A 24,548-nucleotide genomic window follows, 5' to 3' on the forward strand; every position below is an offset into this window, starting at 1 on the left:
GGGCTATAGCCAAGCGGTAAGGCAACGGATTTTGATTCCGTCATGCGAAGGTTCGATCCCTTCTAGCCCAGCCATTTGCGGAAGTAGTTCAGTGGTAGAATACAACCTTGCCAAGGTTGGGGTCGCGGGTTCGAATCCCGTCTTCCGCTTAATTATTTTAAACCCTTAGGGGCCTTAGCTCAGCTGGGAGAGCGCCTGCCTTGCACGCAGGAGGTCAGCGGTTCGATCCCGCTAGGCTCCACCATCAACTACATACACCAAAATTTACGTCTTAAGCCAAAATGGTTTAAGACTTTTTTTTGTTTATACGCATTGTTGGGGTAACCAACCCCTAGAAGCTTTTTTTATAGAAAAAGTATGAGATAGGAAAGAGTGGTGCATCTTTATAAATGTAAATGTTTAGTTGAACCACTTGTCATATACGATGTAAAATGGTGGAAAGGGGGAGTTGTATGTCTATTCAGAAAATATCCGTCATTGGATTGCCTATGGACCTTGGTCAAGCAAGGCGAGGGGTGGATATGGGACCTAGTGCCATTCGCTGCGCAGGGATTTTCGAGCGTCTTGAACAGTTAAATATCGAAGTAGAGGATTTAGGAGATATCATTGTAGGACGACCTGGAAATGCAAATAAGCCTGGGACAAATCTGAAAAACTTACCGCTTGTTGCAAAGGGGAACACCCTATTAGCAACAAGAGTTGATGAAATAATAGAAGGCGGTTCTTTTCCACTTGTATTGGGTGGAGACCATTCAATTGCTATAGGAACACTGGCAGGAGTCGCAAAGCACTATGAAAATGTAGGTGTGATTTGGTATGACGCACATGGGGATTTAAATACGGAAGATACTTCGCCATCAGGAAATATCCATGGTATGCCGCTTGCTGTCAGTATTGGGCTTGGACATCCCGATCTAATCAATATTCATGGTTCCGCTCCAAAAGTGAAACCAGAAAACATCGTAATCATTGGGGCAAGGTCATTGGATGAAGGGGAAAAAGAACTTATACGTGATAAAGGGATTAAAGTATTTACGATGCATGAAATAGATCGTATGGGAATGACAAGGGTCATGGAAGAGTGCATAGATTATTTAAGGGAAAGAACGGATGGTGTCCACCTTTCATTGGATTTGGATGGAGTTGACCCAGCAGATGCACCTGGAGTGGGGACACCGGTGATTGGTGGCATAAGTTATCGTGAAAGTCATTTGGCCATGGAAATGCTCGCGGAATCCAACTTGATAACATCAGCTGAATTCGTTGAAGTCAACCCCATTTTAGATGAGAGAAATAAAACTGCGATCGTTGCTGTGGCTCTAATGGGTTCGTTATTTGGAGAAAAGTTATTATAACTGAAAAAATAAAAGAAACAGTAACTGGCTTGTAATGGGTTACTGTTTTTTATATGCTAGAAGACGTAGGCTTATTATCCAGGGTGTATATAACGGAACATATCCATAAATAGATGGTTGCAATCGCCTATCCATATTCACTTAAGAGCACGTCGGTCTGGGAGACATCCATTTTTAGTTAAATGGATGTATTGGTTGATTAAAGAGTCCAGTTTGCTGCTAACTTCAACAACTTCATTATCAACCATCGAAGAACGGGAAGCCAAAACCATCATTTTCTGTCTGTATTGTTCAATATGGTCTAAAATTTGTTCAGCAGTCATGTAGAGATTCACTCCCTTGAATTTCACAATTTCTTACTATATAGCCCTGTTTTTTTTTTCTTAAACATAAAATGTAAAACTTTGTTAAAATTAATGTAATAAATTTTTGAAACCTTTTAGCTTACGATTCGTAATAATCGTATAGCCGCATGAGCGGGGGTAAAACCGGAAAATGGATGCACTCATTAAAGAGAGAATTAATCAAGTATTAAAGGGAGATCATAATGCATTTGGGGAAATTGTCGAAATTTACAAGGACAAAGTTTTCCAGATATGTTTCAGGATGATCGGAAACAGGCAAGAAGCAGAAGATTTGGCACAAGAGGCCTTTGTAAGGGCCTTCGTGAATATTCGCAGTTTCAATATACAAATGAAATTTTCGACATGGTTATACCGGATTGCTACTAACCTTTGTATTGACCGACTTCGCAAGAAAAAACCGGATTACTATCTAGATGCAGAGGTGGCAGGAACAGAAGGATTGAATATGTATTCCCATGTTGCATCAGATATGGCGAAACCCGAGGAAGAGGTTGAATCTTTAGAACTACAGGAAACCATTCAAGTTGAAATAATGAAATTACCCGAGAAATACCGATCGGTAATCGTATTGAAGTATATTGAAGAGTTATCTTTAAAGGAAATCAGTGAAATACTCGATTTGCCAGTCGGTACGGTTAAGACGAGAATACATCGTGGTCGGGAAGCCTTGCGTAAACAACTACGCCATTTATAAAAAGAAGGTGAGAAAAATGAACTGCCATGAGGAAATCATTGAATATATGCATGATTATTTAGATGAGGACATCAAACCTGAGCACAAAGAAGTATTACGGGAGCACTTGCATAATTGTGCTGAATGCCGGGATTACTTTCATGAAATGAAAAAGGCGGTCGCGCTTGTACAAAGCACTTCACATATTAAGGCCCCGGATGACTTTACAGCAAAGGTTATGGCTCAATTGCCAAAGGAAACGAAAACAACGGGCGCCAAACGTTGGTTCAAAAGCCATCCCTTCATGACAGCGGCAGCGATGTTCATCTTATTGATGACAGGATCTATTTTTTCCACTTATAATCAGGACGAACATTTTTCAGTGTCAAAGCAGCCTAACTTAGTGGTCGAAGGTGAAACGGTGATTGTGCCTGCAGGTGAGACAATCAAAGGAAATGTGGTAGTTCAAAATGGTAACATTCAAATAGATGGTGAAGTAGAAGGAGATGTTACAGTCATAAATGGACATAAATATATGTCTAAGGCAGGGAATGTGACTGGGAGCATCAATGTTATTGACCAAGCTTTTGAGTGGATGTGGTATAAAGTAAAGGACACTGCAACCTCGTTGGTTCCTGCTAAAGAGGAAAAAAAGGAATAAGGTATATAAGCTGGGAGAAGGGCATCGTTTTCATATACGGTGACTTCGCTCAGCTTTATTTTTTAGAGGGAAAGGGAACCATTTTGCATGATTCGTCCTTACCATGTAAATTTCTCACACTAGTTTTTAGATGTATCATTTAAAAAATGGTATACTATTAAGGTTATTACACAACGATTGTAATTGGTATTTGGAGTAATACTGACTGGAGGAAACAACATGTCTTTATCCAATTTGACTGTTTGGGACTATGTAGTAAATTTCATTGATATTCTCCTTGTATGGTTTGTGATATATAAATTGTTAACTATTATTCGAGGCACGAAGGCTATTCAGCTGCTAAAAGGAATTTTTGTAATTGTCATTGTAAAAAGCTTAAGCAACCTGTTTGGTTTCAATACACTTGGATGGTTAATGGCACAAGTCATGAATTGGGGAGTATTGGCGATTCTTGTCATTTTTCAACCTGAACTGAGAAGGGCACTTGAACAATTAGGACGCGGGAAGCTCTTTGCAAGGGGCACCGTTCCAGAAGAGAACCAGCAAGAGCGTTTAGTCGAAGAAATTCTAAAGGCGTCCACTTATATGGCGAAAAGGCGGATTGGAGCCTTAATTACGATAGAAAAAGGTACGGAGCTTGGGGATTATGTTGAAACGGGGATTCCTCTAAGATCCTATATTTCTTCAGAACTGCTCATTAATATTTTTATCCCCAATACGCCGCTCCATGATGGCGCAGTTATTTTACAAAATAACCAGGTTGCGGCCGCAGCTTGCTACCTACCTTTATCAGAAAGTCCATTCATATCAAAAGAACTTGGCACGCGGCATAGGGCAGCCATCGGCATGAGTGAAGTAACGGATAGTCTTACGATTGTTGTTTCAGAAGAAACGGGAGGGATATCCGTCACTAAAAACGGGGAGCTTTACCGGGATTTGAATCAAGAATCATTTAGGGCCATGCTTACTAGTGAACTGGTAGTGGAGAACATCAAATCAACTTCCTCAGGCATCTGGAACTGGAGGGGTAAAAAGAATGGATAAATACACCAATAGCGCTTGGTTTATGAGAATCGTAGCTTTTGCCTTGGCAGCACTTTTGTTCATTTCCATTAACTTTGAGATGGAGTCGGATAAAAAATCCCTTGGTTTATCGACCGCCCCTGAAATCAGTACGGAGACCATCGAAAATGTACCGGTTGAAGTGTACTATGACCGTGAGAATCTAGTGGTGAGCGGAGTCCCTGAAACGGTGGATGTAACTCTAAAGGGAGCAAAAAGTCTATTGATAAATGCGAAAAACCAAAGGGACTTTAAAGTTTATGTGGACCTTTCGGATCCTGAAATCTCAATGGGGAACAGAACTGTCACATTTAAAATAAGTGATTTGAATGAAAGGTTAGTGGCGACGGTCGATCCTGAATATGCGGAAGTCAATGTTCAGGAACGGGTGACGAAGGAATTCCCCGTTGAAGCCGAGTATAACAACTCTTTACTTGAAGAGGGATATACTGCTGACCAGCCAACAGTTAGCCCGAAAACTGTCAAAATAACGGGTGCTAAAGATACGATTGATCAAATTTCCTATGTAAAGGCAAACCTTGAAATAAGTAAGGGACTTAACGAAACGGTGAACGGAAAGGCAACTGTTAAAGCCCTTGACCGGGACTTGAATAAGTTGGACGTGACGATCGAGCCCGCTTCAGTTGCCGTTTCCTTAAAAGTGAGCATTCCTTCCAAGACGGTGTCGATAACCCCGAAACAAACTGGGAAGGCAAAGGATGGCATCAGGATCAAGAGTATAAGTGTCGATCCAAATGAGGTCACCTTATTCGGGTCAGAAACGAGCCTGGGGAAAATAAGTGAAGTAAATCTTCCTGTAAATATCTCGAAAATTGACGGTGATACAGACCTGGAACTCGATCTCACTAAACCCGAAAGTGTACAAAAAATGTCCTTGGGTAAAGCAAAGGTCAAAATTCGCACAGAGAAAGTGGATGTGGATGAAGCGAATGTAGATCCAGTTGAAGAAGAGAAAAAACCGGAAACTGAACAAAAACAAGAAGAAAAGGTAGTCGATAAAGATGAACCGGCTGCCATTGAGTCTAAAACATTCAGCAATATAAAAATAGTGCCTGTGGGCATGAAGGATGACCAAGACGCCGAATTGGAAAACGATGTAACAAGCATCACCTTGCTTGGTGAAGCGGATGACTTGAAGAAAATAACTAAAGAAGACATTAATCTTACAGTAGATGTAAGTAATTTAGATGAAGGTACGCATGATGTAGAACTGGTGGTAAACGCGCCTGAGGGAGTGACCTGGGAACTGGAATCTAAAACGGCTTCGGTCACCATTACTCAAAAAGACGAAGAGACATGACCTTCCTTTAACATCATTTAATTCAGTAACGATTCGAAGAAGGAGCGATAAAGATGGGTAAATATTTTGGAACAGACGGAGTTAGGGGTATAGCGAATAGCGAATTAACACCGGAGTTGGCATTTAAACTAGGCCGTTTAGGTGGTTACGTTCTTACTAGAAATACAGAAAAACCCAAAGTGCTGATAGGGCGCGATACACGTATTTCTGGTGAAATGCTGGAAGGTGCACTTGTTGCCGGTCTATTATCCATTGGGGCTGAAGTGATGCGCCTGGGTGTAATTTCGACACCGGGAGTTGCATATTTAACAAAGGCTTTAAGTGCTGAAGCAGGTGTCATGATTTCGGCTTCGCATAATCCGGTAGCGGATAATGGCATTAAATTCTTTGGACCGGATGGGTTTAAGCTATCCGATGATCAAGAAGCGGAAATTGAAACACTGTTAGATTTGGAAAAGGATGAACTTCCTCGCCCGGTTGGCGGCGATTTGGGCCATTTGAATGATTATTTCGAAGGAGGGCAAAAGTATCTCCAGTATTTGAAACAATCAGTGGATGAAGACTTTACAGGCATTCATGTTGCGCTTGATTGCGCACATGGAGCGACATCAGCCTTGGCCATGCATTTGTTTGCCGATCTTGATGCAGACATCTCTACAATGGGGGCATCGCCTAATGGATTGAACATTAATGACAAGGTAGGTTCCACACACCCTGAAGCACTTGCTGAATTCTTAAAAGAAAAAGGTGCTGATGTTGGACTTGCTTTCGATGGTGACGGAGACCGCGTCATTGCCATAGATGAAAAAGGAAATATAGTGGACGGCGACCAGATCATGTATATATGTGCGAAATACTTGAAAGAAAATAACCGTCTGAAACAGGGAACAGTGGTTTCTACGATCATGAGCAACCTTGGTTTTTATAAAGGTCTTGAAGAGCATGGTATACAAAGTGCCCAAACGGCAGTGGGGGATCGCTATGTGGTGGAAGAGATGCGAAAAGGCGGCTATAACCTTGGCGGTGAACAATCCGGACATATCATTTTTCTGGACTATAACACAACGGGAGATGGCTTATTGACGGGCTTACAGCTTGTGAACATCATGAGTGACACCCAAAAAACCTTATCGGAGCTAGCTGGCGAGATGAAGAAATATCCACAGACACTCATCAATGTCAGAGTTACCGATAAGCACGGTGTAACTGATAATGAAAAGGTACAGGAAGTCATTAAGGCAGTCGAAGGGGAAATGGCCGGAAACGGTCGTATTTTGGTGAGACCATCCGGTACGGAACCGCTAGTCCGTGTTATGGCTGAAGCACCGACTGCTGAGGAATGCACTAATTATGTAGATCGCATCGTCTCAGTTGTAAGAACGGAAATGGGAATAAACGAATAACACTCGTATGCATAAAAGGAACGAAATTTCCTTTTATGCATATTTTTATAAAGAAGTTCTTTTTTGTAGGTCTTGGTAATAAAGAATTGACCTATGTCCCTTGTTTAAGGTATGATTATCCTGATTTACAACTCATTTTCTGAAAATGGTTGTTTCAAAAAAGGAGGGTAGGCAAGGAGAAACTGATTTACAAAAGCGCCTGAACTAAGTCTGGTCGAAAAAGGCTTAGTTGACGAGGAGGAGGTTTATCGAATGATCGGCGGATACCTCCCGGCTGAAGTGCACAGCCGCAGTAATTCCAATCTTAAAACAGTAGGGCAACTTATTGCACAAAGGGTTGGAAATGCACAAAGGGAAAAAGTGCTTTAAGGCATTTCCTTTATAAAAAATATATATCAGAGATGAGGGGGCAGGGATGCCCCCGTGCATTCCTGTTCCCTCGAATCGGTTGGAGGAACAGAAATTATGTGTGGAATTGTTGGATATATTGGACTTAACGATGCAAAGGAAATTTTATTAAAAGGTCTTGAAAAACTTGAATACCGCGGTTATGACTCTTCAGGGATTGCTGTGAGAAATGAAGCAGGCGTGACAATCTTTAAGGAAAAGGGAAGAATTGCGGACTTACGCGGAGCCGTGGATGAAAATACTATGGCACATACTGGAATAGGACATACACGCTGGGCAACCCATGGTGTGCCAAGCCGTGAAAATGCTCATCCTCACCAAAGTAATTCAGGTCGATTGACTTTAGTTCATAATGGGGTCATTGAAAACTATGCGATTCTAAAACGTGAATATTTGAAGGATGTTGCCTTTAAAAGTGAAACGGATACGGAAGTCATCGTTCAACTCATAGAGAAGTTCGTAAACGAGGGCATGGAAGTGGAAGAGGCGTTCCGTCAAACACTCACTCTTTTGGAGGGTTCATATGCCATTGCCCTATTGGATGCTGAAAATGATGAAACCATCTTAGTCGCAAAAAATAAAAGCCCGCTGCTAATCGGTGTCGGAAAAGACTTTAACGTTGTCGCTTCGGATGCAATGGCCATGTTGCAAGTCACAGATCAATTCCTTGAACTGATGGATAAGGAAATGGTTATCGTGACCAAAGAAAAGGTAACGATCAAGAACCTTTCCAACGAAGAAGTTATGCGTGCTCCATACACTGCTGAACTGGATGCAAGTGATATTGAAAAAGGTACGTATCCGCACTATATGCTCAAAGAAGTCGACGAGCAGCCAGCTGTCATACGTAAAATCATTCAAGCATACCAAAATGAAGAAGGTAAACTTGCAATCGATTATAGCATTACTGAAGCCGTAAGTGAGGCTGACCGTATTTATATCATCGCTTGCGGAACTAGCTATCATGCAGGGTTGATTGGTAAGCAATTCATCGAAAAAATGACGGAAATACCGGTTGAGGTCCATGTGGCATCGGAATTCACTTACAATATGCCGTTATTATCGAAAAAACCGCTATTCATCTTCATTTCACAAAGTGGTGAAACTGCAGATAGCCGTGCCGTGTTAGTGTCCATCAAAGCGCTTGGTCATAAAGCCTTGACCATCACGAACGTACCTGGCTCTACATTGTCACGTGAAGCGGATTATACGCTCTTGCTGCATGCTGGTCCTGAAATTGCCGTTGCCTCAACAAAGGCCTACACAGCTCAAGTGGCGGTCTTGGCCATATTAGCAAATGTAACTGGCCAATTCCGTAACATGGAGTATTATTTCGACCTTGTAAAAGAGCTTGGAATCGTTGCGACAGCAATGGAAGCCCTATGTGATTCGAAAGAAGAGATGGAAGACATTGCCCGTGAATATTTGTCCGTTACTAGAAATGCCTTCTTCATTGGCCGTTCCCTTGACTACTATGTTGTTCTTGAAGGGGCGCTTAAGCTGAAGGAAATTTCATACATTCAGGCGGAAGGCTTTGCTGGCGGCGAGCTTAAACACGGAACGATCGCCTTGATTGAAGAAGGTACACCTGTCATAGCCCTAGCAACACAAGCAGGCGTCAACCTAAGCATACGTGGTAATGTAAAAGAAGTGGTTGCCCGAGGCGCCAACCCTTGCATCATTTCCATGAAGGGGCTTGAAGAAGAGGATGACCGTTTCGTCATCCCGGAAGTGAATGAACTATTAACACCCCTTATCTCTGTTATCCCGCTGCAGCTCATTGCTTACTATGCAGCCTTGCACCGCGAATGTGACGTGGATAAACCGCGTAATCTTGCGAAAAGTGTAACGGTTGAGTAAGTTTGAATGAATGCAATGTAGATTATAAAAAGTTGCGAAGCTTTACCCCTTTGGCTATGATTAGCCAAAGGGGTATTTTTATGTTTAAAACAACGAGAACCTCTCAAGTTGACAAGTGGATTAGAAGACCGAGGTAATAAGAATCGGTGTGCAGTGTAATGCAATCTATCAAATCCATCAGTAGGTAGTCATGGCATCCATTAGAGCAATGTTAATGATCTTCCTATGGTGCATTGTTGAAAATGAAGTCTTCATAAAATTTTTTTAATTTAGGAGAGAATGACATGGAAGTCTTTGCAGAGTTTTTAACGAATATTGATAACTCGCAACATAGGGAACGAACGGAAGAAGTCCTGGCTTGGGTAACTAAGAAATTTCCAAATCTAATGCCGAAGATTGCGTGGAATCAGCCTATGTTTACCGATCATGACACATATATTATTGGCTTTAGTGTAGCCAAACATCATTTGGCTGTTGCCCCTGAAAAGGCAGGGATCGATCATTTCTCTGATGCAATCGTGCAGGCTGGCTATGATCACACCAAGCAGTTGGTACGTATCAAGTGGGACAGTCCGGTTGATTACTCATTACTTGAGAAAATGATCGAGTATAATATTTTTGATAAGGCAGACTGTTCAACTTTTTGGCGGAAATAAATAAAAAATCGGAGGGTGGCTGAATCTCTATTAAAGTGTCCATTATTCGGGGTTCTGTTCCATATTAGAAGTGAAACGATGTGGTCCTGAGGTTATAAATAAGCTCCCCATAGGCAAAAAGGCATATGCTCCTTCCTTAATGACCTACCTTTACGGTTGCGACTCTATATAGTTTAAGTTCAAATAAAGCACAAGGAATTCCAAATTTGGAACTGCCTGTGCTTTTGTTTTTTGATAAAATCGAATTAACAAATATTACAACCAAACTACTTAAGATATTAAATCAAAAATTCATAAGGGGTATCTAAGGAAAAAATATTAGGTGGGGTGAAGAGATGAAGAAGCTATTATACCTTTTTATATTAATAATTCCTGTATTTTGGTTTGGATTTAATCCCATATCAACCTTTGCAAGTTCTCCAACTGAATTAAAAGAGGAAAGCCAATCAGGTGAGTTTCTGACAGAATATACAACTCTATCAGGTTCTGATGTACTTTTAGGTCAAGAAATACCTATACTTGTAGATGAAAAAACAGGAGAAATCACGAATAATAGAATTGGTATATCTCCTGTGTGTGCTACTTGTAATCGGTATACTTGGAAAACAGCCACAGATAAACGACAATCAAGTGTCTTTCACAAAAAAGTGACTGATACTACAAACTGGAGTCTTAACCTTACCTTCAGGGTGGAGATAGCTGGTAAATTAGTTATTTCTGGTGGCGGAGAAAAGGTATATTCGGCAACGAAAAAATGGAACCAATACAAAGAAACATGGAAAGTGACTGGAACTCTAAAAACATATAGTCCAACTGGTAATTTGATAAAAACAGAGCAAAGAAATGCAACTTACATTAAATATAAAAAAGTGGCAATAAAATAAGTTGAAAAAAGCACAAATACATGGCTTCTTTGAAATTATTGTATAATAAAGGGGTAAGAATGGATACTGATATTAAGCAAACACATCGCTTTATATTATATATAACTATACTAATTATGATTATTTTTCCTTTTGTCCAACTTACATTACAAGAACTTTTTTTGCAAATAAACAAACAATTATTTTTCTTTTTAAGTAAACTGGTTATTATCTATGTTCTTTTTCTTTTCTTAAAAAAGAAAAAAATAACCTTATCGAGCATTAGGCTTAATAAGGTACATATAAAATATATTCTTCTTGGTATTTTAATGGGGAGTATAGCCCATATGCTAACTGTGTTTTTTGGGAGGAGCCAACATTATCTACTAACGGGCGAATGGCTTACTGCTGAAAAAATTGTTGGTACACTTATGGAGAGTAGTAAAAACATAAGTTTTTACAGCATTATGATGATTGGCTTTTCAGTGGCGATTAGTGAAGAAATTCTTTTTAGGGGTATATTATTAAAACAATATCAGAGAATGAACATAAAATCGGCCATAATTTTAAGTGCTCTTATTTTTAGCATTTATCATATGACGTTAGGAAATTTTGTTTTTGCATTTGTAATGGGCATTTCTCTTGCACTATTATCCATCTATACTGGGAGTATCGTCCCGGCTATCTTTTTTCACTTTTTGGTGAATGAAATAATGAGGATCATCATGCATTTCTCGGATAAGGTTACTGAAACTTATTTTAAGGTAATGGTTTCTCCAATTACCACCATAACTGGCTTAATACTTTTTCTATCTATATTGACTTTCTTATTTGTAAAGGTAAGAAAAAATAACCATTTTCAAAGTGGAAAAGTTAAATTCTTTGATGGATATATTATTTTGTTGTTTTTGATGTATGTTATTTTCCTGACAATAACATAAATTTTAATCAAAGATAATACAGGTATTATAACGATTTCATTTAAGCGGAATGTCCATATTTATTGCCAACAACAATTTTTCCGGCTTGTTAATCGTTGGGTATCAAATTCGCTTTTTGTACCCAACGTTTATAATATAAGTAATATTAATATGTTTAAATTATCCAATTCCTATTTCGATCTTTTAAGGAAGTTTCTCCGAAATTTCAAACAATCTTTAGTAGAGTGTTGATATTACAATATAATCATCAACGAACGGGCAGTGTTTTTAAAAATAGCAGGCAGCATTAATGATTTAAAAAAGTTTTTAACAATCACAAAACCCTCACGAAATAGGAAGCAGAATCGTAAAAGTAGTTCCCTTTTCGAGTTCACTTTCCACGGATATGGTCCCTTCATGCATCTCTATAATTCTTTTCACGATGGACAGACCTAAGCCGCTGCCGCTTTTTGTACGTTCCCTTGCCAGGTCGGCTTTATAGAATCGCTCGAAAATGTGAAACTGGTCCGTTTCGGATATGCCAATTCCATTGTCGGATATCGTTATGAATGCCAGGTCATCAATCTGTTGTAATCGAATCGTGATTTTTCCACGATGGCGGGTGAATTTGATACTATTGTGTATTAAATTTGTCCATACTTGGCTCATTAAATCTTGGTCTGCAAAAATTCGAATCTTTTCTAAAGATATATGCAATTCGAGTTCCTTTTCCAACCACGTAGGTTCACAAGCCAAAATAATGGTTCGTATTTGCTGATCCAGCCAGAAATCCGTCCTTTCAAAAGGATGATGCTCGGATTCAAGGGATGTAAGCTTTAGAAGGTTATCACTTAATTTAGATAATCTCCTGCTCTCTGTCTCTATTATATGAAGATAATGATTTCGTTCTTCGGTTGTCAGCTTATTAAATTGAAGAGCTTGGGCAAATCCTACAATGGAGGTTAGGGGCGACTGTATTTCGTGTGAGACGTTAGAGATGAATTCCTGCCGCATTTCTTCCATTTGCTTCAATTGCTTGGCCATGTGATTGAAGTGGTTAATGATATCGGTCATTTCGTTTTTCTTTTCCATTTTAAAATCCAATTGTACATTATAATCGCCATTTGCTATTTTCCTTAAGGCATCTATGATCTCGAGGTAAATATTTACCCGTTTATTGTGATGGATAGTGCGGATAAGATAACCGATGGATATCATGATTGCGATGCTTGTCATGATAGTGGCCAGAAACCGAACATAATCGGGTAACCTTAATGGCAATAGCTGAATGATATAGTAACCGGCCGAAAAGCAAATTGAAATAAACGTAAGAAAAAACAGTATGCCAAGTGTTTGTTTGAAAAATCGATCGCTTCTCATCTCGTTATCTCCAAACGGTAGCCCAATCCCCAAATCGTTTTAATCCGGAAGGGGAATTCCGATTCCGGAAACCGTTCTCTCACTCTTTTAATATGAACATCGACAGTTCGTTCATCACCTTCATAATCATAGCCCCAAATGTCTTCAATAAGATCTTCCCTGGAAAAAGTTTTTCCAGGATAGCTTGCTAATTTAAACAACAATTCGAATTCTTTTAATGGAATTGTATATTCCTGGTCTTTGAATGACATTTCATGCGTGTTGCGATTCATCTTCAATTCGCCGATATTTAATGTTTGTGAAATAGTGATTTTATACCGTTTTAATAATGCTCTTATTCTAAGAACCAATTCGATCGGTTCAAATGGCTTTACAAGATAATCATCTGCCCCAAGACCGAATCCTTTTACTTTTTGTGTGGTTTCCCCTTTTGCAGTCAGCATTAAAATGGGGATATCACTAAATTCCCTTAACTCTTTGCATAATTGCCATCCATCCATGTTAGGCATCATAATGTCGATGACTGCCAAATCGATTTTCACTTTCTCCATTAATTTCAATGCTTGCAGTCCATCCGAGGCTTCATATAAATCAAATCCTTCTTTTCTTAACAAGAGTTTTATAAGTTCGCGAATATGGGCATCATCATCTACAATTAATATCTTTGTCATCCTTCTTCCTTCCTTTCGGTGAATTAGGCCAGTTCAAGTTTGTGCAACTGCTGTTGGGCAAATTCGCGATATAATGAATGCGTATTATACAGCTCTTTATGTGTACCGCTGCCTGTTATTCTCCCTTTTTCAAGGAAGATGATTTGATCTGAACCGATAACGGTCGATAGGCGGTGGGCGATAACTATTGTTGTTCGGCCTTTCATTAAATCATTCAATGCCTGTTGAACGACATTTTCCGATTTGCTGTCTAGGCTGGAGGTGGCTTCATCAAGCATTAATATTTTAGGGTTTCTTAAAAATGCACGAGCGATTGCAATTCTTTGTCTTTGGCCGCCTGATAATTTCATGCCCCTTTCACCAACCTCTGTATCAAATCCGTTGGGAAGCTCGGAAATAAACTGATCTGCATACGCCATTTTAGCGACTTGATTTAATTCCTCATCCGTTATATCCCGATACATTCCATAACAAATATTATCTCGAATTGTGCCTGATACAATTGGACTTTCCTGTGAAACATAACCAATCTGGCTTCTCCATGAAAGGAGCGTGAAATCATTTATGGACTTCCCGCCTATGGAAATGGAGCCTTGCTGTGGTTTGTAGAAACGCTCGAATAAAGAGAAAAGTGTCGTTTTTCCGCTGCCGCTTGGTCCGACAATTGCAGTGACCTTACCAGCTTCAACGTTAAAGCTTATATCTTTAAGTACCTGTTCTCCATTATTGTAACTATAGTTCAGGTGATCCACGCTGATTGATTGACTTATATTTTGAACTGGCTGCTTCGCGTCTTCTTCTTCTGCTGAATCCAAAATGGAAATGATGCGCTCTGTTGCACCCGTAGCTTTTTGGAATTGCGTAAAGAAGCTGGCTAATTGAGCCATTGGCATGATTATTTGGAAAAGGTACATAATGAATGCAACTAAAGCTCCAGCTGTCAGGGCTCCTGAAGAGACACGCATTCCCCCATAACCTAAAATCAGTACGAGTAAGGCCATCATGACAAAACTCATTAGCGGCGCAATCAAAGCTTGGATTTTTGCTTCTTTTAATCCAAATTGAAATAATTTGTTGATTCCTTTTTTTCCATTTTGATATTCCAAGGCTTCTGCATTCGATGCTTTAACAAGACGGATTTCCGTTAGCACCTGCTGAAGGACTGCGGTGAAGCTTGCTGTTTCGTCCTGCATCCCTTTTGAAATTTTATGCATTTTTTTCCCTAGTGGCATTAATATCAAAACAGAGAGTGGGATGGCAATGAACATCAACAATGTCATTTTCCAATCCAGGACAAATAACACGATCATGGAGCCAACGATGGAAATGATGCCTGTAACGAAATTAGAGAGGTGTTCAGAGATTAATCCCTTCACTACAGTTGTATCATTTGTCATTCGACTGACCGTTTCACCCGATGGATGCTCATCAAAATAACTCACGGGTAATACGAGTAATTTTTTCCATAGCTGATCGCGGATACCCGCCACTACAGATTGACCGATTCGATTTAATAAATAGATGGAAAATCCACTGGCCAATGCTTGAACAATGATGGCAAGAACGAGAAGGGTGATCCGTTCAGTGCTTAGTGAGCTGATCGAAAAATCATTAATTAGATTTTTTGTGAATAAAGGGACTAGTAAACCTACACCTGTTGTACCTAGGCTTAAGGCCAATGCAATCCCTATCATTAGTTTAGAAGGCTTCGTTTGTTGAACTAACCGAATGAACTGGCGCCATCCTTTTTGTTTTTTCTCTTCTGACATATGTTAATACATCCTTTCTTGATCTTCATAGGGCAAGTATATAAAAAAGTTATGAATTGAATATGAACTCCTAAGTATTTTTCTATTTAGTCTTAGTTATTCCACGAAATTACTGGTGAACTTTTTCTGAATGATAAATTTGAAAAGATATGGCGGACACTTAAAATAGTGTCGGCCTTTTTTAATGAGATTCAAGAAAATTAAATATTCGATGGTATGTGTAAGGACCTCAAGGCTAGATCTGATGGGATAGGTAAAAAGATATATTGATATCTTGATTTTTCATGCATTTTTAATAATAAATACCTACATAAGCTAAATACTTACCGCTTTTAACCGATTAAATATGGAGATACAAAAAACAGATAAGTTAGGTGAAAAGAATGATTATTTTGAATGAGTCCATTGTGTCGCCAATTCTTCTAAAGGTGTTAGAGAAACAGCAAATTCCAGTACTGGAACAAGGGCAATGGGGAGACACTTTAACATCGGAAAAGCTAAACATTCAAAAAGATATAGAATTTTTCAAGTCCATGGAAAAGGAAAAAAGAATTCTTACAAACTCTGAAAATGGCATAACAGTATTAGGTCATTTTCAACCAAATAGCAATGAATACATTTGGTCAAAGTTATTGAAGGATAAGAGTCAGGTGCGAAATTTGACGAAATCTTTATATCCTGATTTCTATTTCCAAGATATCGATTTATCCATAATAGGTGACCTGGATAAAAATCAACTACCGTATCCAGTAGTTATCAAACCCAATATTGGCTATTCAAGTGTAGGGGTGCACAAAGTCAAGAATGAGCAGGATTGGGAAATAGCCGTGAACCAGCTTAAAGCGGATGTACTTCATTCGGGTGGATTATATGATTCACAAGTGGTCGATTCCCATACCGTTTTAATAGAAGAGTGGATTCAGGGTGAAGAGTATGCCATTGATGGCTATTACAATCAAGATGGTGAACCGGTCATTTTGAATGTCTTCAAACGATTATTCAAGGATGATTACGATACTTCCGATCGAATTTATTATACTTCGAAGTTGGCCATCAATGAAATCTATCATGATGCACTAAAGTTCATGAAGAATACCCAAACGGTCCTTCCACTTAGGAATTATCCTATACACTTTGAAATTCGCAAAAAGGGAGACCGGGTGATACCCATCGAAATCAATCCCCTGCGTTTTGCTGGGGCGGGTACAACGGATCTAGGTTACCATGCCTATGGAATGAATATGTATGGGCACTATTTTTCAGGAACGAAACCCGATTGGAATCGGATATTGGAAGAGATGGACAATCATATATATAGCTTTTTCTTTGCAGAGGTTCCACTGGAAATAAATCTGGAGGATGTTTCATGTATTGATCATGATGGACTTCGTCATGAATTCGAACATGTATTGGAATATAGGCAGCTTCCTTTCCAAAATGACCGGAGCATGGCCATCATCTTTTATAGAAGTGAGGATTTGAATGAAAATCTCCAATTGCTTCATTTGGACTTAATACCATATTTGACTATAAAACACCTGGTTTTCATCTAAGGGGGCACGGAAATGAGATTTTCAAAGCTAAATCCTAAAAAATCTTTGCTGGCAAAACTATTCTCGTTTTATGTTATTCCATTCGTACTTTTCGCAGGGGCCATGGGCCTTTGCTTTTCCTATATTACTAATAAAATGATCAATGAAAATGTCCTTCCGCAATTCGATGAGCGTCTTTCTGAAAATGCCCACAGTTTAGCAGCAAGCCTCAATCCCACTTTGATAAACAATGCTTCGGTACGGGGAGAAGAAATTAAGCGGAAATTAGATGCCTTTGTTGAAGATAAAAAGGGTATTGAATATGTTTATGTACTGAAGCGGGAGAATGATGCCGAAATGATTGTAGCCCTGAACGGCAGCGAGGACTTCATGGTTGAATCCCCTTTCACGCCGGAACAGGCAAAATCGATAAATGGAAGCGAAGACGTCTTGAGTGAAATATATAAAGATAAGTGGGGAACACACAAGTCGTACTTTACGCCAATCAAGGGAACGGACGCGATTGTCGGAATCGATATGGATGCAAAATTCATTGATGAATTGAAAAGCACAATGATATTCTATAATATCTTATTTCTTGCAAGTGCCATTATATTAGGCATGCTATGCGCCGTTGTCATCGGTAAAAAGATCTCGGGACCCGTCAATGAGCTTGTTGGTTACACGAATGAAATGGCAGAAGGGGACTTAAGTAAATCGATTCCCATTGGCAGACAGGATGAGATTGGCGATCTGTCATATGGATTCGAAGAAATGAGATTAAGTTTGTCCCATATAATTCAGAATGTCCGTGAACATGCTCAAAAGATGAATCAAACGACAGTGTCCATTCACCAATCCTTTGAAGAGATGGTGGAATCCTATGGCCAGATAGTAACGGGGACAACGGAAGAGGCAAAAGCTTCAGAAGAACGTGCCCATCATATTGACCGAATTTCCAATATGATCAGTGACTTAACGGATACAATCCGTTTAATGAGCGAGCAAACGAATAAAATGAATGAATTTACCATGCATGCGAATACACTTGCAAAACAAGGAAGTAAACAAGTGCAGGATGTAACGAGCCAGATGGATAAAATCTTGGAAAATGGCCAAGCGAATAAAGTCAATTTGGTGAGCCTGGAAGAGGATGTAGTGAAGATAAATGAAGTGATAGGCTTAATAAGGGTCATTGCTTCTCAAACGAACCTGCTATCCCTTAATGCTTCCATAGAAGCGGCACGGGCGGGGGATGCCGGCAGGGGTTTTGCTGTAGTCGCTCAAGAGGTGCAAAAATTGGCTGTGCAAACAGATGAATCCATTGATATCATTTCAGAATCGATCATACGGATTAATGAACAAACAGCCAAAGTCATCCAAAATAACGATGGAAGTTTCCAGGATATCTTAAATGGTGTTTCCTTAGTGGAAAACAATGGCGAGATTTTCAATAAGATATTTGAATCCGTAGAGAGATTGTTGGAAGGCACAGAACAATTAGCGACCCATTCGAAAAAAATCAACGAGTCCTCGGATGAAAGTCTGGCATCCATTCAGGAAATAGCAGCGATTTCAGAAGAGGGAGTCGCAACAACGGAGCAAATCTCTGCGGCTGCAATTCAACAAAGCTCCATAATGACTGGATTGAAAGAGCAAAACGAAGAGGTAGCAAACGAAGCGGCCATATTAGAAGAGATGGTGGAAAAGTTTATTACGAAAAAATAAATTTTTTGATGTGAGCATCTACAAAAACATCCCGTTACGGGATGTTTTTGTTTGTGAAATGCATGTGAGATGTCATCTGGGCCAGTAAGCTATAACACATAGAGTCCATTCATGCTTATTTGATGAATTTAAAGAGTATTAAAAATTGCTTGAAAAAAGTTTGCCCAAACTATTTGCAATCGCTGCCATTTAATGTTATGCTTAGTCTTAATTATTTTTGTTCGGTACTAAGGATACTAAAAGTACTACTTTTCGTTTTCGATGATGACTTAGAGCAAGGATAGTAATACAATGTGCTTAAATGCACTAGGAGGCAACAACAATGGAACAAGGTAAAGTGAAATGGTTTAACGCAGAAAAAGGTTTTGGATTCATCGAACGCGAAAACGGAGACGACGTATTCGTACATTTCTCAGCTATCCAAAGCGAAGGTTTCAAATCTTTAGACGAAGGCCAAGAAGTTACTTTTGAAGTAGAACAAGGTCAACGTGGACCTCAAGCTTCTAACGTTCAAAAAGCATAATTTCAAAAACAAATAAAGACAGATCCTAGTTATAGGGTCTGTCTTTTTTGTTTTGTGAAAATATATAACAAAAAACCCTGCTCAATGATGAGCAGGGTAAATGGTACAAGTAAAGTAAAACGCTTAAAAAGGTTTGACTAAGTATATCATAGTTCTTCAAGAAAATACTAAATTAAATATATTATACTTATCAAGGTACGGATAGGGAATTACTGAAATCATTGGATTGAAGGGGCGTGAAGGACTTCTTTTTTTTGTCACTGGCAGATAAAAGTTTCGGTTCACGCGATTCGAGAAGGATGGATGGGTTCCTAAAAAAGAGGACAGGCGGATATTCTGGGGCCTGTCTTTTTTTTGTTCAGCAACATTCTAGGGGGGCGAGCAAAATCGTGGATGTGAAACAAAAAAGTGATACCCACATATAAAGACATATAGGGTACTTTCACTATGCCGTTTGGAGGAAGGGGAAAGATTCTTAAACATTCAAATATGGATTTGAATATTCGGGGAATTATGTTATATTATAATCAAACGCAGATTTGAATGAGAGGTGTGAGAAGGTGACGGAACTGAAAGATGTATGTGATGTCCACCTGCATGATGAAGTGAAGGTTAATCGCATACAAGAAGAGATGAGCCAGGTGAATATATCCAGCATGTCGAAGCTGTTTAAGGTGATAGGTGATGAAAATAGGGCGAAGATAGCTTATGCGCTCTGTACGGACGAAGAATTGTGTGTGTGCGATCTGGCCAATATCATTGGTGCTTCGATGGCGACAACGTCACATCATCTTCGTACACTTTATAAACATGCAATCGTAAAATACCGAAAAGAAGGAAAGTTAGCTTTTTATTCTTTGGATGATCACCATATAAAGCAATTGATTCTCATTGCATTAGAACATCAGCAGGAGGTAAAGGTCGATGGCTGAGTCCCCATTAAAAACGTATCGTATTCAGGGTCTATCCTGCACGAATTGTGCTGCTAAATTTGAAAACAATGTCCGTGATCTGGAGGGTGTGAAGGAAGCCAAAATTAACTTTGGTGCTTCAAAAATTTCTATACAGGGAAGCGCGACAATTGAAGAGATTGAAAAGGCGGGGGCATTTGATAACCTGAGAATCCGGGATGAACAGGAACAGGTGACGCAAAGGGAACCAATTTGGAAGCAAAAAGAAAATATTAAAGTGGTGTTCTCGGTTATCCTTCTGCTTATCAGTTGGATATTGGATAAGCAATATGTTGATGGAGGCATCATGCCGATAATCGGTTATGCGGCTGCAATCATAGTTGGAGGATATTCATTATTTTTCAATGGGTTGAAAAATCTTGCCAGACTTCGTTTTGATATGCACACCCTTATGACGGTTGCCATCATCGGAGCGGCCGTGCTGGGTGAATGGGGCGAGGGGGCAACTGTCGTCATTCTATTTGCAATAAGTGAAGCGCTGGAAAAATACTCAATGGATAAAGCACGTAATTCCATAGAATCCTTAATGAATATCGCACCTAAAGAAGCCTTGATCCTAAGAGGGCATCACGAAATGATGGTTGCTGTTGGTGAGATTGAAGTGGGCGATATCATGATCGTTAAACCCGGCCAAAAGATTGCCATGGATGGAAGGATCATGAAAGGGGCCTCGACACTTAATCAAGCAGCCATTACAGGGGAATCCGAGCCGGTTTTCAAAACGGTTGAGGGTGAAGTATTTGCTGGAACCTTAAATGGGGAAGGGCTGCTCGAAGTGGAGGTCACGAAGCGGGTCGAGGATACGACGATTGCAAAAATCATCCACCTTGTTGAAGAAGCACAGGCAGAAAAGGCCCCTTCCCAGGCTTTCGTGGATAAGTTCGCAAAATTTTATACGCCGGCTATTATGCTCATTGCCTTGGTCATTGCCGTGTTACCCCCGCTTGTGAACAATGGAAATTGGAGTGAATGGATTTACCGGGGATTGGCTGTACTGGTTGTCGGTTGTCCTTGTGCTTTGGTCATTTCAACGCCCATCGCCATTGTGACAGCAATCGGAAATGCTGCTAAGCATGGTGTGCTGATTAAAGGCGGGGTCCATTTGGAGGAAGCAGGAGCCTTGAAGGCGATTGCGTTTGATAAAACGGGTACTTTAACAAAGGGTGTACCTGAAGTGACTGATTTCACAGTATTGTCTGATGTGTTGAATGAACAGGACGTGCTAGCGATCGCTGCCGCTTTAGAAAGCAGATCACAGCACCCCCTTGCCACGGCCATTCTTCAAAAGGCGGAACAAAATGACGTGGACTATCATTCTTTATTGGTCGAGGATTTTACAGCAATCACCGGTAAAGGTATAAAAGGGAAAATCAATCAAGAAATCTATTACATTGGTAAACCCCATCTTCTTGAAGAAGTGGCAGGTATAGTTTTCCCTAATGATGTCCTAAAACTGATCACCGGCTTTCAAAATGCAGGGAAAACAGTGATGGTGCTAGGTGATCAAATGAAGCTCCTGGCACTCATTGCGGTGGCTGATGAAATAAGGGAAAGCAGTAAGGAAGCAATTCGGAAACTGCATGCATTGGGCATTGAAAAAACGATAATGCTGACTGGGGATAATATCGGAACAGCAAAAGTAATTGGAGCTGCAGCAGGGGTTCAGGAGATTGAGGCGGAGCTATTGCCACAAGATAAACTGACCATCATCAAACGATGGAAACAAAAATATGATCGAGTGGCCATGGTGGGCGATGGTGTCAATGATGCGCCTGCCTTGGCAGCTTCCACGGTAGGGATTGCCATGGGCGGGGCAGGTACTGATACGGCCCTTGAAACAGCCGACATTGCCTTAATGGGTGATGACTTATCGAAGCTGCCTTATACAATCCGCTTAAGTCGCAAAACATTAAAAATCATTAAGCAGAACATCACGTTTTCATTGGTGATTAAAATCCTGGCCTTATTATTGATAGCGCCTGGCTGGTTAACACTTTGGATGGCGATTTTTGCCGACATGGGTGCAACATTATTAGTTACATTGAACAGCCTAAGATTACTGAGAATAAAAGAATAAAAGAATATGGGCTCCCTGGTGCATTTTAAGGTGCTGGGGAGCCTTTGTTATGCACTTTCCGATTGTTTCATGTGAAACTTGGAAAATATGCATCCATATTCCTTTGAAAACGTAAATAGATTTGAACAGGGAAAGTGATAACGGTGTCCAAGGGAAATCATGTTATTCAACCAAAGTAATAATATCAATAGGATATATAGCATGATAGGTCATATTTAGTCATGTTATTTATTGTTGAATTTATTTATTAGTAAAAGGAATTCTAATAAGAACATTTTGCTTGGCTAAGCAATCGTTATGCAAGTGATGGTCAGTATGCTACAATGTGGCTGACTTTTAGTGCAGTATGATAGGTATGGCTATGTGTAAGGTTATAGGGAGTACGGTATGTAGGAAGGGATTTGAAAGGATGGAATTACAGCAGAGGGCAATCTTGGTTGGAGTTAATCTCAACGGTCAAAAGGATTTTGAGTATTCAATGGAGGAATTGGCCAATTTAACGGAAGCATGTGAGGTAGAGGTTGCAGGGGCCATCACACAAAATTTGCATCGGGTGAACTCATCACATTTTATCGGTACCGGGAAGATTGAGGAAGTAAAAAGTCTCGTTGAGTATAAAGAAGCTAACGTCGTCATTTTTAATGATCAGCTCTCACCTTCGCAACTTCGGAACCTGGAGAGGGACATGGATTGCAAGGTGATCGATCGGACAATCTTGATTCTTGACATCTTCGCGCACCGGGCGAAAACGAAGGAAGCGCAGCTTCAGGTAGAAGTGGCAAAGCTTCAGTACATGCTCCCGCGCCTTGTTGGTTTAAGGGAGTCATTAGGGCGTCAAAGTGGTGGAGTCGGCACAAACAAAGGGGCAGGTGAAAAGCAGTTAGAGCTTGACCGTAGGAGAATCGAGGAAAATATAAGTGTTTTGAATAAAGAATTGGAAGAGCTTGTTGCGCACCGGCAAACGCAGAGAAAACAGCGGAAAAAGAATTCCATCCCTGTTGTATCCTTAGTAGGGTATACCAATGCAGGGAAATCTTCGATCATGAATGTCCTGATCGGGATGTTCCATCCAACAGCCGAGAAGCAGGTTTTGGAAAAGGATATGCTGTTCGCTACTCTTGAGACATCCGTTCGAAACATTCCGCTTCCGGATAAAAAGGAATTCTTATTGACGGACACGGTGGGCTTTGTGTCTAAATTGCCCCATCACCTTGTGAAAGCATTCCGATCCACATTAGAAGAAGTGGTAGAAGCGGATCTGTTAATCCATGTTGTCGATTTTTCCAACCCTAATCATGAGCAGCAAATAGAGATAACTGATAAGACTTTAGAAGAGATAGGCATTAAAGGGATTCCAACGGTTTTTGCCTATAATAAAGCGGACCTTACCGATTTGGAAATTCCGCAGGTGAATCGTGGATCTGTATATATGTCCGCAAAAAACAAAGTCGGCATTGAGGAATTGATCAATCAAATTCGCGGACATATTTTTGTCGACTATACTCATTGTGAAATGCTTATTCCATTTGATCAAGGACAGCTGGTTTCTTATTTCAATGAAAATGGTCATATAACGGAAACTGAATATGAGGAAAACGGATATCGAATTAAGCTTGAGTGCAAGAAAACGGATTATGAAAAATATAATCGTTACGTTATTCATCCAGAATGAACCTTCCTGTTGATAAGTTGTTAACAGCTTGTTGATAAGTGGGGGAGTAAATTTAGTTATGTGGATAACTTTGGTTGTAATGCTTTTGTTCCGCAAAAATAAAGAGAATAAAGCAATATGCTATGTGCATAAGTTGTGGATAAAAATAATAAGCCCAGGAAAACTTGAATAAAGTTCCTGGGCTTTTTTTTATGTGGACAAATTGTTGATAAATAGGTTTTCTGAACAAATCATCAAAGAATATCAGAAAGTATGATGAATATTAAGTTTGAATGTAGAAAAATGACGATGTTTATCATTTGTTGTTAGGAAATATAACATGGATATTACAGATTGCATATCTGACAGCTGGCAATACTTTACACTTTGTATAATGTAACTTACTTTTTAACATTATAAAATAAAGAATAACTCATTTCTCAGATCAATCATCAGGATTTGAGTTTTTAAGATTAGTAGGGGGGGCTTCTTTTTATGCCGAAGGAAGGGACCAGGCGTGGCCAGTGAGAAAATAATAAAATGTACGTGAGAATTTTGGCAAGGAAATCGCCATGACTGTCTGTTGAATAAATTGATGAAAAACCATGTTGCAATGTTTCAATCCTTTAAATGTGAGGATTGTATTATTAGAGAAATGCATGCAATTCCTCCCTTTTTATTTTTCGAAAAAATAAATGT

Annotated in this window: 20 protein-coding genes and 2 tRNA genes; 18 read left to right on the forward strand and 4 right to left on the reverse strand. The window is 39.8% G+C overall.

Annotation, left to right across the window (positions count from 1 at the left end):
* The first annotated feature begins 77 nt into the window (after positions 1-77).
* The 3 genes from SB775_RS20020 (at position 78) to rocF (ending at position 1,355) form a co-directional block, all read left to right on the forward strand.
* Positions 78-149: transfer RNA gene (locus tag SB775_RS20020), tRNA-Gly, on the forward strand.
* Positions 150-168: 19 nt separating this feature from the next.
* Positions 169-244, forward strand: a tRNA-Ala gene (locus SB775_RS20025).
* Positions 245-452: 208 nt separating this feature from the next.
* The gene (gene rocF, locus SB775_RS20030; protein ID WP_089363891.1) at positions 453-1,355 is read left to right on the forward strand and encodes an arginase; all 903 of its coding nucleotides are present in this window, start codon (positions 453-455) and stop codon (positions 1,353-1,355) included.
* Between the two features lie 137 nt (positions 1,356-1,492).
* On the opposite strand, the gene SB775_RS20035 is transcribed toward rocF, so the two are convergent.
* Complete coding sequence (locus SB775_RS20035) at positions 1,493-1,678, reverse strand: Spo0E family sporulation regulatory protein-aspartic acid phosphatase (protein WP_410862962.1); 186 nt, start codon at positions 1,676-1,678, stop codon at positions 1,493-1,495.
* Positions 1,679-1,850: 172 nt separating this feature from the next.
* On the opposite strand from SB775_RS20035, the gene sigW reads away from it, so the two are divergent.
* The 9 genes from sigW to SB775_RS20080 all read left to right on the forward strand — a co-directional run bounded on the left by sigW (position 1,851) and on the right by SB775_RS20080 (position 11,568).
* Positions 1,851-2,414, forward strand: coding sequence for an RNA polymerase sigma factor SigW (sigW, locus tag SB775_RS20040; RefSeq protein ID WP_410862964.1), 564 nt, complete (start codon positions 1,851-1,853; stop codon positions 2,412-2,414).
* A 16-nt stretch (positions 2,415-2,430) separates the two neighbouring features.
* Positions 2,431-3,054, forward strand: coding sequence for an anti-sigma factor family protein (locus SB775_RS20045; protein WP_284469077.1), 624 nt, complete (start codon positions 2,431-2,433; stop codon positions 3,052-3,054).
* Positions 3,055-3,273: 219 nt separating this feature from the next.
* Positions 3,274-4,098, forward strand: coding sequence for a diadenylate cyclase CdaA (gene cdaA / locus SB775_RS20050; protein WP_061440410.1), 825 nt, complete (start codon positions 3,274-3,276; stop codon positions 4,096-4,098).
* On the forward strand, positions 4,091-5,437 hold the full coding sequence (locus SB775_RS20055) for a CdaR family protein (protein ID WP_410862966.1): 1,347 nt from the start codon (positions 4,091-4,093) through the stop codon (positions 5,435-5,437). The genes cdaA and SB775_RS20055 overlap by 8 nt, the downstream gene beginning before the upstream one ends.
* A 53-nt stretch (positions 5,438-5,490) precedes the next feature.
* Positions 5,491-6,840, forward strand: a complete 1,350-nt coding sequence (gene glmM, locus SB775_RS20060; RefSeq protein ID WP_089363896.1) for a phosphoglucosamine mutase — start codon at positions 5,491-5,493, stop codon at positions 6,838-6,840.
* A gap of 465 nt (positions 6,841-7,305) precedes the next feature.
* Positions 7,306-9,108 carry a glutamine--fructose-6-phosphate transaminase (isomerizing) gene (glmS, locus tag SB775_RS20065; RefSeq protein WP_410862967.1) on the forward strand — a complete coding sequence of 601 codons (1,803 nt, stop codon included), beginning with the start codon at positions 7,306-7,308 and terminating at the stop codon, positions 9,106-9,108.
* Positions 9,109-9,392: 284 nt separating this feature from the next.
* Entirely contained in the window at positions 9,393-9,764 is a 372-nt protein-coding gene (locus tag SB775_RS20070) for an iron chaperone (protein ID WP_410862969.1), read from the forward strand.
* A 335-nt stretch (positions 9,765-10,099) separates the two neighbouring features.
* Positions 10,100-10,648 (forward strand): hypothetical protein, encoded by a 549-nt coding sequence (locus SB775_RS20075; protein ID WP_410862970.1) that lies wholly within the window; start codon positions 10,100-10,102, stop codon positions 10,646-10,648.
* Between the two features lie 59 nt (positions 10,649-10,707).
* On the forward strand, positions 10,708-11,568 hold the full coding sequence (locus SB775_RS20080) for a CPBP family intramembrane glutamic endopeptidase (protein WP_410862972.1): 861 nt from the start codon (positions 10,708-10,710) through the stop codon (positions 11,566-11,568).
* 324 nt (positions 11,569-11,892) lie between these two features.
* On the opposite strand, the gene SB775_RS20085 is transcribed toward SB775_RS20080, so the two are convergent.
* The 3 genes from SB775_RS20085 to SB775_RS20095 are packed head-to-tail and all read right to left on the reverse strand — an operon-like array spanning position 11,893 to position 15,367.
* A complete protein-coding gene (locus SB775_RS20085; protein ID WP_410862973.1) occupies positions 11,893-12,927 on the reverse strand; it encodes a sensor histidine kinase in 1,035 nt (344 codons plus the stop codon).
* The gene (locus SB775_RS20090; RefSeq protein ID WP_410862975.1) at positions 12,924-13,598 is read right to left on the reverse strand and encodes a response regulator; all 675 of its coding nucleotides are present in this window, start codon (positions 13,596-13,598) and stop codon (positions 12,924-12,926) included. Before SB775_RS20090 ends, SB775_RS20085 begins: the two co-directional genes overlap by 4 nt.
* Positions 13,599-13,621: 23 nt before the next feature.
* Entirely contained in the window at positions 13,622-15,367 is a 1,746-nt protein-coding gene (locus SB775_RS20095) for an ABC transporter ATP-binding protein (RefSeq protein ID WP_410862977.1), read from the reverse strand.
* Positions 15,368-15,750: 383 nt separating this feature from the next.
* On the opposite strand from SB775_RS20095, the gene SB775_RS20100 reads away from it, so the two are divergent.
* The 6 genes from SB775_RS20100 to hflX all read left to right on the forward strand — a co-directional run bounded on the left by SB775_RS20100 (position 15,751) and on the right by hflX (position 23,870).
* Positions 15,751-16,920: an ATP-grasp domain-containing protein gene (locus SB775_RS20100; RefSeq protein WP_410862979.1), complete on the forward strand. Its 1,170-nt coding sequence runs from the start codon at positions 15,751-15,753 to the stop codon at positions 16,918-16,920.
* A gap of 12 nt (positions 16,921-16,932) precedes the next feature.
* A complete protein-coding gene (locus SB775_RS20105; protein WP_410862981.1) occupies positions 16,933-18,627 on the forward strand; it encodes a methyl-accepting chemotaxis protein in 1,695 nt (564 codons plus the stop codon).
* A gap of 322 nt (positions 18,628-18,949) precedes the next feature.
* Positions 18,950-19,150 (forward strand): cold-shock protein, encoded by a 201-nt coding sequence (locus tag SB775_RS20110; RefSeq protein WP_034304915.1) that lies wholly within the window; start codon positions 18,950-18,952, stop codon positions 19,148-19,150.
* A 560-nt stretch (positions 19,151-19,710) separates the two neighbouring features.
* The gene (locus SB775_RS20115; RefSeq protein WP_061461131.1) at positions 19,711-20,082 is read left to right on the forward strand and encodes an ArsR/SmtB family transcription factor; all 372 of its coding nucleotides are present in this window, start codon (positions 19,711-19,713) and stop codon (positions 20,080-20,082) included.
* Positions 20,075-22,198, forward strand: a complete 2,124-nt coding sequence (locus SB775_RS20120; RefSeq protein WP_410862983.1) for a heavy metal translocating P-type ATPase — start codon at positions 20,075-20,077, stop codon at positions 22,196-22,198. The genes SB775_RS20115 and SB775_RS20120 overlap by 8 nt, the downstream gene beginning before the upstream one ends.
* Positions 22,199-22,607: 409 nt before the next feature.
* Positions 22,608-23,870 carry a GTPase HflX gene (gene hflX, locus SB775_RS20125; RefSeq protein ID WP_410862985.1) on the forward strand — a complete coding sequence of 421 codons (1,263 nt, stop codon included), beginning with the start codon at positions 22,608-22,610 and terminating at the stop codon, positions 23,868-23,870.
* Positions 23,871-24,548 lie beyond the last annotated feature (678 nt).

The sequence above is a fragment of the Peribacillus sp. SIMBA_075 genome (assembly GCF_046534585.1).

Bases quoted from the DNA above. Each gene is read 5' to 3' on its own strand.
- rocF (WP_089363891.1), top strand. From the start codon at position 453: ATGTCTATTCAGAAAATATCCGTCATTGGATTGCCTATGGACCTTGGT.
- SB775_RS20035 (WP_410862962.1), bottom strand. From the start codon at position 1,678: ATGACTGCTGAACAAATTTTAGACCATATTGAACAATACAGACAGAAA.
- sigW (WP_410862964.1), top strand. From the start codon at position 1,851: ATGGATGCACTCATTAAAGAGAGAATTAATCAAGTATTAAAGGGAGAT.
- SB775_RS20045 (WP_284469077.1), top strand. From the start codon at position 2,431: ATGAACTGCCATGAGGAAATCATTGAATATATGCATGATTATTTAGAT.
- cdaA (WP_061440410.1), top strand. From the start codon at position 3,274: ATGTCTTTATCCAATTTGACTGTTTGGGACTATGTAGTAAATTTCATT.
- SB775_RS20055 (WP_410862966.1), top strand. From the start codon at position 4,091: ATGGATAAATACACCAATAGCGCTTGGTTTATGAGAATCGTAGCTTTT.
- glmM (WP_089363896.1), top strand. From the start codon at position 5,491: ATGGGTAAATATTTTGGAACAGACGGAGTTAGGGGTATAGCGAATAGC.
- glmS (WP_410862967.1), top strand. From the start codon at position 7,306: ATGTGTGGAATTGTTGGATATATTGGACTTAACGATGCAAAGGAAATT.
- SB775_RS20070 (WP_410862969.1), top strand. From the start codon at position 9,393: ATGGAAGTCTTTGCAGAGTTTTTAACGAATATTGATAACTCGCAACAT.
- SB775_RS20075 (WP_410862970.1), top strand. From the start codon at position 10,100: ATGAAGAAGCTATTATACCTTTTTATATTAATAATTCCTGTATTTTGG.
- SB775_RS20080 (WP_410862972.1), top strand. From the start codon at position 10,708: ATGGATACTGATATTAAGCAAACACATCGCTTTATATTATATATAACT.
- SB775_RS20085 (WP_410862973.1), bottom strand. From the start codon at position 12,927: ATGAGAAGCGATCGATTTTTCAAACAAACACTTGGCATACTGTTTTTT.
- SB775_RS20090 (WP_410862975.1), bottom strand. From the start codon at position 13,598: ATGACAAAGATATTAATTGTAGATGATGATGCCCATATTCGCGAACTT.
- SB775_RS20095 (WP_410862977.1), bottom strand. From the start codon at position 15,367: ATGTCAGAAGAGAAAAAACAAAAAGGATGGCGCCAGTTCATTCGGTTA.
- SB775_RS20100 (WP_410862979.1), top strand. From the start codon at position 15,751: ATGATTATTTTGAATGAGTCCATTGTGTCGCCAATTCTTCTAAAGGTG.
- SB775_RS20105 (WP_410862981.1), top strand. From the start codon at position 16,933: ATGAGATTTTCAAAGCTAAATCCTAAAAAATCTTTGCTGGCAAAACTA.
- SB775_RS20110 (WP_034304915.1), top strand. From the start codon at position 18,950: ATGGAACAAGGTAAAGTGAAATGGTTTAACGCAGAAAAAGGTTTTGGA.
- SB775_RS20120 (WP_410862983.1), top strand. From the start codon at position 20,075: ATGGCTGAGTCCCCATTAAAAACGTATCGTATTCAGGGTCTATCCTGC.
- hflX (WP_410862985.1), top strand. From the start codon at position 22,608: ATGGAATTACAGCAGAGGGCAATCTTGGTTGGAGTTAATCTCAACGGT.